The sequence below is a fragment of the Streptomyces sp. NPDC002490 genome (genome assembly GCF_040296045.1).
GTDB lineage: Bacteria > Actinomycetota > Actinomycetes > Streptomycetales > Streptomycetaceae > Streptomyces.
Window position 1 is genome coordinate 1 of sequence record NZ_JBEOWM010000020.1, and the last position, 12,873, is coordinate 12,873.

General features: G+C 73.5%; 10 protein-coding genes. 4 read left to right on the top strand and 6 right to left on the bottom strand.

What is annotated here, in order from left to right; genetic code table 11:
- Positions 1-84: 84 nt before the first annotated feature.
- The 3 genes from ABT092_RS14980 to ABT092_RS14990 form a co-directional block, all read right to left on the bottom strand.
- The gene (locus ABT092_RS14980; RefSeq protein ID WP_351243755.1) at positions 85-627 is read right to left on the bottom strand and encodes a bacterial proteasome activator family protein; all 543 of its coding nucleotides are present in this window, start codon (positions 625-627) and stop codon (positions 85-87) included.
- 99 nt (positions 628-726) lie between these two features.
- On the bottom strand, positions 727-1,464 hold the full coding sequence (locus tag ABT092_RS14985) for a hypothetical protein (protein ID WP_351243757.1): 738 nt from the start codon (positions 1,462-1,464) through the stop codon (positions 727-729).
- Positions 1,465-1,562: 98 nt separating this feature from the next.
- Positions 1,563-2,540 carry an NAD(P)H-quinone oxidoreductase gene (locus tag ABT092_RS14990; protein ID WP_351243759.1) on the bottom strand — a complete coding sequence of 326 codons (978 nt, stop codon included), beginning with the start codon at positions 2,538-2,540 and terminating at the stop codon, positions 1,563-1,565.
- A gap of 116 nt (positions 2,541-2,656) precedes the next feature.
- Between ABT092_RS14990 and ABT092_RS14995 the strand changes: the two genes are divergently transcribed.
- The 4 genes from ABT092_RS14995 to ABT092_RS15010 are packed head-to-tail and all read left to right on the top strand — an operon-like array spanning position 2,657 to position 9,272.
- A complete protein-coding gene (locus tag ABT092_RS14995; RefSeq protein ID WP_351243761.1) occupies positions 2,657-3,076 on the top strand; it encodes an SseB family protein in 420 nt (139 codons plus the stop codon).
- A complete protein-coding gene (locus tag ABT092_RS15000) occupies positions 3,066-3,722 on the top strand; it encodes a hypothetical protein (protein ID WP_351243763.1) in 657 nt (218 codons plus the stop codon). The genes ABT092_RS14995 and ABT092_RS15000 overlap by 11 nt, the downstream gene beginning before the upstream one ends.
- 2 nt (positions 3,723-3,724) lie before the next feature.
- Positions 3,725-8,488 carry a putative T7SS-secreted protein gene (locus tag ABT092_RS15005; protein ID WP_351243765.1) on the top strand — a complete coding sequence of 1,588 codons (4,764 nt, stop codon included), beginning with the start codon at positions 3,725-3,727 and terminating at the stop codon, positions 8,486-8,488.
- A 13-nt stretch (positions 8,489-8,501) separates the two neighbouring features.
- The gene (locus tag ABT092_RS15010; RefSeq protein ID WP_351243767.1) at positions 8,502-9,272 is read left to right on the top strand and encodes a hypothetical protein; all 771 of its coding nucleotides are present in this window, start codon (positions 8,502-8,504) and stop codon (positions 9,270-9,272) included.
- Positions 9,273-9,507: 235 nt separating this feature from the next.
- Here ABT092_RS15010 and ABT092_RS15015 read toward each other — a convergent pair whose 3' ends face one another.
- Genes ABT092_RS15015 through ABT092_RS15025 form a run of 3 tightly spaced genes read right to left on the bottom strand, consistent with a single transcriptional unit; the run spans position 9,508 to position 12,838 of the window.
- Positions 9,508-10,608, bottom strand: a complete 1,101-nt coding sequence (locus ABT092_RS15015; RefSeq protein WP_351243769.1) for a potassium channel family protein — start codon at positions 10,606-10,608, stop codon at positions 9,508-9,510.
- Positions 10,596-11,948: a molybdopterin molybdotransferase MoeA gene (locus ABT092_RS15020; RefSeq protein WP_351243771.1), complete on the bottom strand. Its 1,353-nt coding sequence runs from the start codon at positions 11,946-11,948 to the stop codon at positions 10,596-10,598. Before ABT092_RS15020 ends, ABT092_RS15015 begins: the two co-directional genes overlap by 13 nt.
- On the bottom strand, positions 11,945-12,838 hold the full coding sequence (locus ABT092_RS15025; protein WP_351243773.1) for an NTP transferase domain-containing protein: 894 nt from the start codon (positions 12,836-12,838) through the stop codon (positions 11,945-11,947). Before ABT092_RS15025 ends, ABT092_RS15020 begins: the two co-directional genes overlap by 4 nt.
- Between the last annotated feature and the right edge of the window lie 35 nt (positions 12,839-12,873).

Here is a 12,873-nt window from a genome sequence, read left to right on the forward strand (position 1 = left end):
CCCGCCTCCCCGGCTCCCTCCCCCCTTTGGGGGGGGGGCGCCGGGCGCGCCACCGCCGTGCCCCCCACCCGTTCCGTCGGCCCCCTACAGGTACGGGCCTCCGGTGCGGCCACCGGGGTGGACGTGGTCCTCGTCGCCACCGACGCCCGGGGGCAGCGCCCGACGCATCTGCTCCAGCTGGGCGCGGGCCGCCATCTGCTGGGCGAACAGGGTGGTCTGGATGCCGTGGAACAACCCCTCCAGCCAGCCCACCAGCTGCGCCTGCGCGATCCGCAGCTCCGCGTCGCTCGGGGTGGCCTCGTCGGTGAAGGGCAGCGACAGCCGCTCCAGCTCGTCCACCAGCTCCGGGGCGAGACCGTCCTCCAGCTCCTTCACCGAGCTGGCGTGGATCTCCTTGAGCCGCTGCCGGCTCGCGTCGTCGAGGGGAGCGGCCCGCACCTCCTCCAGGAGCTGCTTGATCATGCTGCCGATGCGCATGACCTTCGCGGGCTGCTCCACCATCTCCGTCACCGGGACCTCGCGGGAGTCCTCGTCCGGGCCGGCGCCGCCGCCGAGCGCCATGCCGTCCTGGCCCACGACCAGGACCTGGGGGCTCTCCTGCGACCGTTCGTTCCTCGGCATCTCCATGCGCTCATTGTCGCGCACCGCGCCGCGGTGCGGGGTGCTGCCCCCGGATCCCGGTCGGCTTCCGTCCGCGCCCCGTCCGCCCGGACGGGGCGCACCCGCTCACCACCGGCGCAGCCGCCACCCCAGGTACCCGAGGCCCAGCCCCATCAGCAGCAGCCCGCTGCCCAGCGAGAGGACCTGGGAACGCGGGTCCCGGGGAGCGGCGGGGTGCGGCACCGCCCCGTCCGCGGCCTGCTCGACGGCCTTGCCGCCGCCGGCCTCGGTGTCGCCCCCCGGCTCCGCCCCGTCCTCGGCGGCACCGCCGTCCGGAACCGTCGCCCGCCCCGACCCGCGCTCCGGTGCGACGGGCCCGGTGGCCTTCGGGGCCGGGGTGGCGGAGCCCTCCCGGCCGGGCCCGGAGGGCTCCGCCGGGCGGCCGGGGCGCAGCCGGCCCTCGCCCGCGCGGCTCCCGGCGCGGGACTCGGCGGGGTCGGGGCGTCCCTCGGCGGGGTCGGGTCCCGGGAAGGAGGGGAGGGAGGAGGGCGGCGGCCCCGGGTCGTCCGGGCGGGCCGGGGCCGGGGCGCCCGGTACGGGCGGGGCCGGCGCCACCGGTCCGCCCGGGGAGGCGGCGGGCACCGCGGCGGAGGGCACGGCGGCGGGGGGCACGGCGGCGGGGGGCCGTCGGGTCGGCGAGGCCGGGGCCGTGACCACGAGGGAGGGCACGGCGGTCGCCGCAGGCGGGACCGCCACGGCGGAGGTCGGGGACCGCCCGGGCGCCGGGTCGGGGGGAGCCAGCAGCAACGCGGTCAGGGCGAGGCCCGTGCCGACCCCGCCGAACGCACCCAGCAACGCAGCCACCGCGACCGCCCTCCGGACCGAACCGTCCCCGCGGCCACCCTCGCCCCCCGGGCCGCACCCGGCACCTCCAGCGCCGCCGTCCGGGGGACGCCCCTGCGCTACGCGGTCAGCAGCACCTTCCCGACGTTGCCGCCCTCCTCCAGCACCCGGTGGCCGAGGGCCGCGTCCCGCATCGGGACGCTCCGGTCGACGACCGGCCGCACCCGCCCGGAGGCGACCAGCGGCCAGACGTGCTCCCGCACCTCGGCGACGATCGCCGCCTTCTCCGCCCCGGGACGGCCGCGCAGCGAGGTCGCCACCACCGCGGCCCGCTTGGCCAGCAGGGCGCCGATGTCCAGTTCGGCCCGGGTGCCGCCCTGCATCCCGATGATGACGAGCCGTCCGTTCTCGGCCAGCGCCCGGACGTTCCGGTCCAGGTACTTCGCGCCGACGATGTCGAGGACCACGTCCGCGCCCGCCCCGTCGGTGGCCCGCCGGACCTCCTCGACGAAGTCCTGTTCCCGGTAGTCGATCAGCAGGTCGGCGCCGAGCCCGGCGCAGCGGCGCAGCTTCTCGGGGGAGCCGGCGGTGACGGCGACCCGGGCACCGACCGCCTTGGCCAACTGGATGGCGAGGGTGCCGATGCCGCTGCCGCCGCCGTGGAGGAGGACGGTCTCGGCGGGCCGCAACCGGGCGACCATGAACAGGTTGGACCACACCGTGCAGGCCACCTCGGGCAGGGCCGCCGCCTCCACCAGGGACACCCCCTCGGGCTTGGGCAGCAGTTGCCCCACCGGCACCGCGACCCGCTCCGCGTAGCCGCCGCCCGAGAGCAGGGCGCACACCTCGTCCCCCACCGACCAGCCCGCCACCCCGGGACCCAGTGCGGCGACCCGCCCGGAGCACTCCAGCCCGGGGTACGGGGACGCCCCGGGCGGCGGGTCGTACAGGCCGCGGCGTTGCAGCAGGTCGGCCCGGTTGACCGCGCTGGCGACCACCTCGACCAGGACTTCCCCCTCGCGCGGGGCGGGCTCGGGCACGTCCGCCCACCGGAGGACCTCGGGCCCGCCGGGGGCCGGGATCGTGATTGCCTTCATGGCCACCACGCTACCCAGCGGGGGGCGTGGCGGGCGGGGCGGTGGCCGGGAACCCGGCGAGCCGCCGACGCGTCCCTCCCACGGACGACGGGCCGGCCCGGAGGGGGGATGGTGTGGTGGAGCAGCCGAGGACGGCGCTCGCCGAGCGGATCGCGGAGCGGAGGAGGGGCCTTGGTGACCCGCGCGCGTTGGTCGGTGAGATGCGGCGCTCGATCCTCCTGGTGCCGATGACCGGCGGCGGGCTGTGGTCGACGCGGTCGGGCGGGGTGCGGTGGATCTGCGGGTTCACCGACGAGACCGCCTTGGCCCGGTTCGCGCTGCGTCACGGACACCGTGAACAGCCCGTGGAGTACGCCGCGTTGCGGGGGGCACGGATCGTCGACGAGGTCGTGCCGACCCTGGGGGAGCCCGCCGGGCTGGCGGTGGACGTCGCGACCGAGGACGGGTCGATGTTCTTCCCGCCGGTGGTCGGCGTCGTCGGGGACGGTGCGGCCGTGGACGTCGAGGCGGAGGAGGAACACGGGAATGGCCGGTGAAGGGGCGGACCTGCGGTTCGACAAGGCGTCCGTCGCGAAGTTCACGCAGGGCGTGGGCGCGACGATCGACGGGCTCGGCGAACTCGGCGGGGCCACGGGTTCGAAGATGGGCAAGGGCTTCTCGGAGTTGTCGATGACCGGGATGGAGGTCGGCCATCACGGCCTGTCGGCCGACTTCGAGGACTTCTGCGAACGCTGGGAGTGGGGCGTGCGGGCCTTGGTCGCCGATGCCAGCGCGCTCGCGAACCGCCTGGGCCTGGCCGCGGGCACCCAGTGGGAACACGACAGTTACGTGGAGGGCGCGTTGAAGGTGGGCGTCAACTCCGTGATGGGCGGCAGTCCGTACGCCTCGGAGGAGGACATCGCCCGGCAGGACTGGGGCGAGGTGTTCACGCCGGACGCCCTGGAGCCGGAGTGGAGCGGGGAGTCCTGGGAGCGGGCCGGTCAGGAGATGGGGCAGACCTGGCAGGACACCGGCCGCACCGTCCTCACCGAGGGCCGGGGCGGGCAGCAGGCGGAGGCGCTCAAGGACGCCTTCGGCGTGTCCGACGGGCAGTGGGAGCGGGGGCTGGAGGACGTCTTCGGCCCCTCGCCCCAGGAACGCGCCCGGCAGGCCGAGCAGCCGGGTGAGTCCGGGGGGAACTGACCATGGGCGTGGGCGACTTCCTCAGTGACATCACGCCCGACTCGGTCGAGAACGCGGTCGAGGACGGTGCGGAGTGGGTCGGCAACCGGGTGGAGGACGCCGGGAACTGGACCGCCGACCGCCTGGACGACGTCGGTTGGGAGTCCGGTTCGGAGTGGGTGCGGGAACAGTCCCGCTCCGTCGCCAACCGGATGGGCGCCGAGGTCGACGAGATGGACCTCGGGCAGACCGAGGACAAGACCAAGCTGGTCCACGGCAGTGCCGCCGAGATCCGCTCCTCGGCCACGAAGCTCCGTGCCTTCCGCGCCGCGTTCGACGACGCCGGCGAAGGGCTCAAGGGCCTGAAGTCCACCGAACTGAAGGGCGAGGCGGCCGAGGCGCTGCGGACCGCGGTGAGCACCCAGCCGCCCAAGTGGTTCGCCGGGGCCGACGCGTGCGAGAAGGCCGCGGCCGCGATGGAGGGCTTCGCCGGCACCGTCACCTGGGCACAGGGTCGGGCACAGGTGGCGATCGACAAGTGGAAGGAAGGCACCGCGGCCTCCCGGGACGCCGCGGACGCCCACCGCAAGAAGGTCGACGACTACAACAGGGCGGCCGACCGCTACAACGCCCGGCCCGCCGACCAGCGCGACCCGTCCACCCTGCCGCCGTGCCCTGCTCCGACCTTCGACGACCCGGGCAAGAAGCTGATGCAGGACGCCCAGGACATCCTCGCCGAAGCCCGCAAGCAGCGGAACACGGCCGCGGAGACGGCGCGCACCGCGGTCCGCGCCGCCCGGGACCTGGCTCCCGCGAAACCCTCCTACGCACAGCAGGCGGGCGACGGGTTCCAGGAACTGCAGATCATGCGGGAGCACGTCGGCAGCGGCCTGATCAAGGGCACCGCGGGACTGCTGAACTTCGTCCGCGGGATCAACCCCCTGGACCCGTACAACATCACGCACCCCGCCGAGTACGCGACCAACCTCAACAGCCTGGCCGCCGGGGTGGTGATCGCCGCCAACGACCCGGTGGGCACGGGCAAGCAGATGATCGGCGACTTCATGCGGGACCCCTACGAGGGCTTCGGCCGGCTGCTGCCGGACGTCGCGCTGACCGCGGCCACCGCCGGCGGCGGCGCCGCGGTCAAGGCGGTGCGCGTCGCCGAGAACGCCGCCGACGCCGCGAAGGCGCGCAAGCTGGTCGACGACGACCCGGACGGCGCCCACAACACCTCGGACGGCGACCGCAAGAAGGGCGGCGACCCGGTCGACCTCGCCACCGGCCGGATGTTCCTCCCCCAGACCGACGTCGCGCTGCCGGGCATCCTGCCGCTGGTCTTCACCCGCCGCACCGAGTCCGGTTGCGCGGTGGGCCGCTTCCTGGGGCCCGCCTGGACCTCCACCGTCGACGAGCGGCTGGAGATCGACGCGCTCGGCGTCCTGCACGTGACCGCCGAAGGACTCCTGATCCCGTACCCGCATCCCGTGCCGGGCGCTCCCACGGAGCCGGCGACGGGCGGCGCCCGCACCCTGTTGGCCCGTGACGCCGACGGCCACTACACGGTCACCGCCGCCGACAGCGGCCTCACCTTCCACTTCACCGCCCCGACCGACGGCGAACCGGGGGAGGACGGCCGCGCCTGGCTCTCCGGCATCACCGAGCGGAACGGCCACTGCCTCACCGTCGACCGCGCCGACAGCGGTGTGCCGACCGCGCTGGTCCACTCGGCGGGCCACCACCTGAAGCTGTCCGTCACCGACGGGCTGATATCCGGTCTGTCCCTGGTCGGTGCCGGTGAGGGCGGCGCCGACCTCCCCCTGATGAGCTACGGGTACACGAACGGCGACCTCACCACCGTCACCAAGCCGTCCGGGGCCACCACCACCTTCGTCTACGACGACCGCCATCGGGTCACCGCCTGGATCGACTCCAACGACAGCCGTTACGACTACTTCTACGACGACCGCGACCGCGTCGTGGCGGAGGGCGGCGAGGCCGGCCACGTCCAGATCGCCCTGACCTACACCGATCCGGACCCGGAGACCGGCCACCACACCACCACCCTCACCACCGCGTCCGGGCACACGACCCGGCACCTGTTCGGCCCCCGCTGCCGTCTGCTGGCGCTCACCGACCCGCTGGGCCACACCACCCGGTTCACCTACGACCCGCACGGCAATCCCCTGAGCCGCACGGACCCCCTGGGCAACACCACGTCCTTCTCCTACGACGAGGACGGCCGGCTCGTCTCCGCCACCCGCCCCGACGGCAGCGAACTGCGGACCGTGCGCGGCCCGTTCGGGCTGCCGGTGGAGGTCCACGGCCCGGACGGCACCCGGACGGTCCACGCGTACGACGAACGCGGCAACCGCACGACCGTCACCGATCCAGCGGGCGCCACCACCCGTCACACCTACGACGACGCCGGCCGACTCACCTCCGTCACCGACGCCCTCGGGGCCACGACGCACGTGGTGTGCGACGCGTCGGGGCTGCCCCGGGCAGTGACCGACCCGTCCGGAGGCGTCACCCGCACGGACCGCGACGCCCTCGGCCGCCCGGTCCGGACCACCGACCCGACGGGAGGGGTCACCCACTTCGCGTGGGACGCCGACGGCCAACTCGCCCGGCGCACCGCACCCGACGGCTCGACCGAGGCGTGGACCTACGACGGCGAGGGCAACTGCCTCACCCACACCGACGCCTCCGGTGGCGTCTCCCGCTTCGAGTACACCCACTTCGACCTGCCCCTGGCCCGCACCGGGCCGGACGGCGTCCGCTACGAGTTCGAGCACGACGCGGACCTCCAGCTCACCCGCGTCACCAATCCACAAGGGCTGACCTGGACCTACGCGTACGACGGAGCCGGCCACACCGTCTCCGAGACCGACTTCGACGGACGCACCCTCACCTACCGCATGGACGCCGCCGGCCGGCTCGCCGCGCGCACCGACGCGCTCGGCGGCACCATCGCGTTCGAACGGGACCGGCTCGGCCAGGTGGTCCGCAAGGACGTCGACGGCCGGGTGACGACCTACGCCCACGACCGTGCCGGACGCCTGTCGGAGGCGGTCGGACCGGACGGCGAACTCCGCTACCAGTACGACCGCCGGGGCAACGTCAAGACCGAACTCGTCGACGGGCGTGCCACCGTCTACGCCTACGACGCCCTGGGCCGCCGCACCCGCCGCACCACCCCCACCGGCCACGTCACGTCCTACGCCTACGACCCCGGCGGTCGGCCCGGGCGCCTGACCACCGGCGGTCACGGCATCGACTTCACCCACGACGCCGCCGGCCGGGAGCTCACCCGCACCGTCGACGGCACGATCACCCTGTCCTCGGCCTGGGACGAGGCCGGACGCCTGGCCGAACACCGCATCAGCGCCGGGGCGCGCACCCTCAACAGCCGTTCCTACGCCTACCGTGCCGACGGCCACCTGCTCTCCGTGGCGGACCGACTCTCCGGCACCCGCACCTTCGACCTCGACCGGACCGGACGGATCACCGCCGTCCACGCCGAGGGCTGGACGGAGCGGTACGCCTACGACGCGGCCGGCAACCAGACCAGCGCGTCCTGGCCGTCCCGCCACCCGGGCCACGAAGCCACCGGCGAGCGCGCCTACACCGGCACCACGATCACCCGCGCCGGCCGGGTCCGCTTCGCACACGACGCCCTCGGCCGGGTCACCCTGCGCCAGAAGACCCGGCTCTCCCGCAAGCCCGACACCTGGCGCTACGCGTGGGACACGGAGAACCGCCTCACCTCCGTGACCACCCCCGACGGCACCCGCTGGCGATACCGCTACGACCCCCTCGGCCGCCGCACCGCCAAACAACGCCTGGCCGCCGACGGCGAGACCGTGGCCGAAGAGGTCCGGTTCACCTGGGACGGCCTCACCCTGTGCGAACAGACCGGCCACCAGCCCGGACAGTCGCACACCGTCGCCCTCACCTGGGACCACCGGGACCTCGTCCCCCTCGCCCAGACCGAGCGCATCCTCACCGCCGACGACCGGCAACAGGAGATCGACCGCCGGTTCTTCGCCATCGCCACCGACCTCATCGGCACCCCCACCGAACTGGTCGACGAGTCCGGCGACCTCGCCTGGCGCTCCCGCTCCACCCTCTGGGGCACCACCGCCTGGGCCCGCGACAGCAGCACCTACACCCCGCTGCGCTTCCCCGGCCAGTACTACGACCCCGAAACCGGCCTCCACTACAACCACTTCCGCCACTACGACCCCGAAACCGGCCGCTACACCTCCCCGGACCCCCTCGGCCTGGCCCCGGCGCCGAACCCCCTCGCCTATGTGGACAACCCGCACAGCGGGTGCGATCCGCACGGGCTCATGCCCAAGTACACGAGGGAGGAAAGGGCTCAACAACGGACCCAGAAGGCCGTAGACAAGATCATCGATGATGCGCAGAACGGGAAATTGCAGAAGCACAAAAATTACCATGGGGATACGGGTCACGGATTTACCGACGAGCGAGTACTGGAGGTTCTAAAAAACCCAGATGCGGTGTATCTATCGACGGGAACGAGCGGAAGGGTGCTCTTTCGGCAGGGTGAGGATCTGGTGGTGACCGAGGGACCTGGCTCCAAGTCCGGCCAGGTCATCACCGCGTACGGATCGTCAGGGATCAAGGGCGAATCCGGAGCAACTGCGCTCGGCGGCAAGCCCACAGACCCTGGCGCACCGATCACTCACGAGGACATCGTGGAAGGTAGGATTCCAGCCAAGGATGGATTCATGAACCCTGGGAAGCAGATCAGATGAGACAGGATCCTCCATGAAATTTGCCTTCGACAACGGCTGGCGTGCGACGGTGACGAATGAGCCGTTGCCTCTCCTGCCGCGTTTCTTCGGCACGACTGTGCACGTTGTGCCCTACGCGAATGTCGTGGAGCGGGAAAGGTTCCTCGTGGACACGTTCGGCAGCCAGGACTGGCTGTTGGACGACTGGGATGTCCTTCGGTTCGATCCGACCAGTCGGCAGCTAGTCGGATTCGAGTTCACGCTGAGTGAGGATTCCGCTGCCGCCCGGGATGCTGCACGGGTCCCCGCCGTGCCCGCGGTGCGTCCGGGTGGCCTCCGCGCCGACGAGATGCGGGAGTTCCGCCAGAGCCCCGCTACGGTGCTCTGTCGTGCTCCGGGGGACGCCGTGCTGACCTGTCTGCGTGACCTCGACGTTCTGGACGAACCCTTGCAGGCACGCGTCGGCATCGCCCCCGACGTGGCACTCCTCGTCCAGCACGACACCGTCGTCGGCTGGAGCCTCACCGACCCCGCGCGGTACCTGACCCACCCGCACACCGATCCCGACCCTGCACCGCCGTCCACCACCACCCGTCAATTGTTCACCGAGTGCATGAACCTGATCACCACACCACTGGTCTACGAGGTGGAGGACGGTGAGCCGGCGGCCTTGGCCCGCCTACGGGCTGCCGACGAAGCCCTACACGGTCAGCGCGAGGATCGACAACGGGCGGACGCGCTCGTGGAGATCCTCAGCACCATGGTCCATCACTACCTGGACGGGCCCAGCAAGGGGAATCCGTGAGCCGCCGGCGCCCCAGCCGTGGTGTGCTCCTGCCAGGAGCGTGCGGCTCGGTTCTGCCGCCTCCAGGAGCACGTTCGCCAGGACAGCGGACGAACCTGGAAGAGTTGCTGACGTGATGGTCGTTCTCGGTCCGGACGGCGCCTTCTCACCGACCTGGCCATGGCAGAAGTCGATGGCTCGTCCGGCACCCATGTGGAGGACTGAGGCAGCGGCTGACGGGCCTTCACCGGTGCGGTCAGCCTCCCGGCTGCTGCCGGGGCTCCGCGGGCGCCCGCGGGGAGGCGCGGACGATGGTGATCAGGCGGTCGGTCAGCTGGAGCGGGCCGAGGGTCGGATCGTCGTAGCCGAGCACGCGGTGGCCGCGGACCACGCTGACCACCAGGTCCTCGGTCTCCCGGGCGGTGAGTCCGACCTCGGCCTTTATGACCGGCCGTTCGACGATGTCGAGCCCGCTGCCCTGGTGGATGAGGTCCTCCATCACCCGGCCCGCGCTGGGGCTGAGCACCGAGAGGCCGAGGAGCCGACCGGCAGCGCTGGCGCTGGTGATGACGGCGTCGGCGCCCGACTGCCGGAGCAGCGGGGCGTTCTCCTCCTCGCGCACCGCCGCCACGATCTTGGCGCCCCGGTTCAATTGGCGGGCGGTGAGGGTCACCAGGACCGCGGTGTCGTCGCGTTGGGTGGCGATGATGATCTGACGGGCCTTCTGCACCTCGGCGCGGAGCAGCACGTCGCTGCGGGTGGCGTCGCCGATCACCCCGACGTACCCCTCGGCGGTAGCCGCCTCGATCACCCGGACGGAGGGGTCGACGACCACCACGTGGTCCTTCTTCAGCCCGGTCGCGCAGACGGTCTGCACCGCCGAGCGGCCCTTGGTGCCGAAGCCCACGACGACGGTGTGGTCACGCAAGTTGGACCTCCAGCGGTTCAGCCGCCACTCCTCCCGGGTGCGTTCGGTGAGCACTTCCAGGGTCGTACCGACGAGGATGATCAGGAACACCACCCGGAGCGGGGTGATGACGAGGATGTTGGTGAGCCGGGCGCCGTCGCTCACCGGGGTGATGTCACCGTATCCGGTGGTGGAGAGGGTGACGGTGGCGTAGTAGAAGGCGTCCAACAGGTCCACCGAGCTGTCGGAGTTGTCCCCGTACCCGGCCCGGTCGACGTAGACGATGAACGAGGTGCCGACCAGCACCATCAGGGCCATCAACAGACGCTTGGCGACCTGCCGCAGCGGGCGTTCCACCACCCTCTTGGGCAGCTTGATCCGGCCGGTCACCAGATGTTCGTCGGCCTGACGGGCGATCGCGTCTTGGCCCGGAAGTTTCACGTGAAACACACCCCAAGTGCGGACATCGACCAGGGAAGGTCGAGGATCTCCAGTTCCTGTTCCGCCCGACCGCCGCCGGGGGGGACGACGGCGAGGCCGTCCGCGGCGGCGATCCCCCGGAGCATCGCCGGCCCGCCGTAGTGCAGGGGCAGGGCGGACTCCCCGTCCAGGGTCACCGGGACGAGTCGGGTGTCCTCCGGATGCCCGGGCACCGCCTCCCGCAGCCGGGCCGGATACGGCTCGGGGGCTCCGCGCCCCGCGAGGGTGCGGAGCAGGGGCTCGGCGAGGGTCAGCAGCCCGGCCACCGCGGCGAGCGGGTTGCCGGGCAGGCCGACCAGGAAGCGGGTGCGACCGCTGGTGGGGGCGGGGAACCGGGCGAGCAGCATCGGGTGGCCGGGGCGCACCCGCACCCCGTCGACCAGGAGGGTGGCGTCCAGCCGGTGGAGGGTGTCGTGGACGTGGTCGACGGGCCCGGCGGCGGTGCCGCCGGTGGTGAGGACCACGTCGGCGGTGGCGGAGGCCACCGCGGCGTAGAGGGCGGTGGCGTCGTCGCCGAGGTGGCGGAGTCCGGTGACCTCCGCCCCCAGGGCGGTCAGCCACGGGGGGAGCAGCGGGCCCAGGGCGTCCCGGATCAGTCCGTCGTGCGGCAGGCCCTCGCGCAGCAGTTCGTCGCCGAGGACGAACACCTCCACGGTGGGGCGGGGCAGCACGCTCAGCACGTCGTACCCGGCGGCGGCGGCAAGGCCGAGGGCGGCCGGGGTGACCAGGGCGCCGGCCGGCAGCAGGGGGTCGTCCCGGCGGCACTCCTGGGCCCGGGCGCGGATGTCCTGGCCCTGGGTGACGATCCGGTTCGGGTGGAGGCGTCCGTGGTGGTCGGTGCGGGCGTGCTCGGTGCGGAGCACTGCGGTGGTCTCCGCCGGGATCCGGGCGCCGGTGGCGATCGGCACGGCCTCGCCGTCGGTGAGGGGTTCCTCGGTGCCCGCACCGGCGAGGACCCCGGTGTCCCGGACGGCCCAGGGGGCCGGTCCGGAGACCGCCCAGCCGTCCATGGCGGCGGTGTCGAAGGGCGGGAGGTCGGTCAGGGCGGTGAGCGGTTCGGCGAGGACCAGCCCGGTGGCGGTGTGCAGCGGGAGGGTGACGGCGGGGCGGGCCCGGCGGGCGGCGGTTCCCGCGGCCTCGGCGCGGCGACGGGCGGCCGGCCAGTCGAGGGCGGCGTCGTCCGGGTCGGTGGCGGGTCCCGCGGGCCGCGGGGTCGCGGGGCGGTGCCGGTCGGCTTCCGCCGGGGGGCGGGTGAGGGCCTCGTACAGGGCTAGGTGGTCGTCGGCTGACGGCGGGTCGATGGTGCTCATGCGGCATCGGGCCCGTCGTCGGGGGTGCGGCCCGGGGCCTCCGGGGCGGTGGTGGGTTCCTCCGCCCAGCGGGCGGCCAGTGCGGTGGCGCGGCGGGCGGCCTCGGCCACCGCGTCGGGGCCGCCGCCGGCGCGGGCCGCCGCGTAGCCGACCAGGAACGTCGTCAGGGGTGCCGCGGGCCGCGCCACCCCGTGGGCGGCGTCCCGGGCGAGATCGAGCAGTAGCGCGGTGTCGACGTCGAGGTCGATGCCGAGTTCGTCCGTGACCGCGGTCATCCATTCGTCCAGCACCCGCCCATGCTCCCTGATGCGGGCCCGGGCCGAGGCGATGTCCTCCCAGGTGTCGCAGTCGAAGGAGGCGAGGGGGTCGGGGAGCCGGCCGGTGCGGAGCCGGGCCAGCAGGGGGCGCAACGGCAGCCCGGCCAGGCCGCCGTGACGGTGTGCGTGGGCGGCGAGCGCACGGCGCAGGGCCGTGGTCCGGTAGGCGGCGACCAGCGGTTGTTCCCGGCCGGTGGCGTCGGTGAGGAGCACCGCGTCGACCGGTCCGGCGTCCAGGGCGGCGAGGAGTCCGCGCACCGTGGTGGCGGTGAGGAACGGCAGGTCGGCGGAGAGGGCCAGGATGATCGGGGCGGTGGTGTGGCGGAGTCCCGCCTCCAGCGCGGCCAGCGGTCCGGCCCCGGCCGGTTCCTCCCGTGCCCACCGCACGGGCCGTTCGGTGGGGCGGGGGTCCGCGACCACGACGGTGGTCCGCGCACCGGCGCAGGCCGCGAGGACCCGGTCGAGCAGGGTGCGGCCCCCCACCCGTACCCCCGGCTTGTCGGCACCGCCGAGGCGACGGGCGGCACCCCCGGCGAGGACCACGGCGTCATGGGCGCCCTCGTGCGCAGTCACCCCATGAGTATGGGCGGTGGCCGGAACCGTGCCGC

Excerpts from the sequence above, each read along its gene's own strand:
- ABT092_RS14990 (WP_351243759.1), bottom strand. The coding sequence starts at position 2,540 with ATGAAGGCAATCACGATCCCGGCCCCCGGCGGGCCCGAGGTCCTCCGG.
- ABT092_RS14980 (WP_351243755.1), bottom strand. The coding sequence starts at position 627 with ATGGAGATGCCGAGGAACGAACGGTCGCAGGAGAGCCCCCAGGTCCTG.
- ABT092_RS15005 (WP_351243765.1), top strand. The coding sequence starts at position 3,725 with ATGGGCGTGGGCGACTTCCTCAGTGACATCACGCCCGACTCGGTCGAG.
- ABT092_RS15020 (WP_351243771.1), bottom strand. The coding sequence starts at position 11,948 with ATGAGCACCATCGACCCGCCGTCAGCCGACGACCACCTAGCCCTGTAC.
- ABT092_RS15010 (WP_351243767.1), top strand. The coding sequence starts at position 8,502 with ATGAAATTTGCCTTCGACAACGGCTGGCGTGCGACGGTGACGAATGAG.
- ABT092_RS15000 (WP_351243763.1), top strand. The coding sequence starts at position 3,066 with ATGGCCGGTGAAGGGGCGGACCTGCGGTTCGACAAGGCGTCCGTCGCG.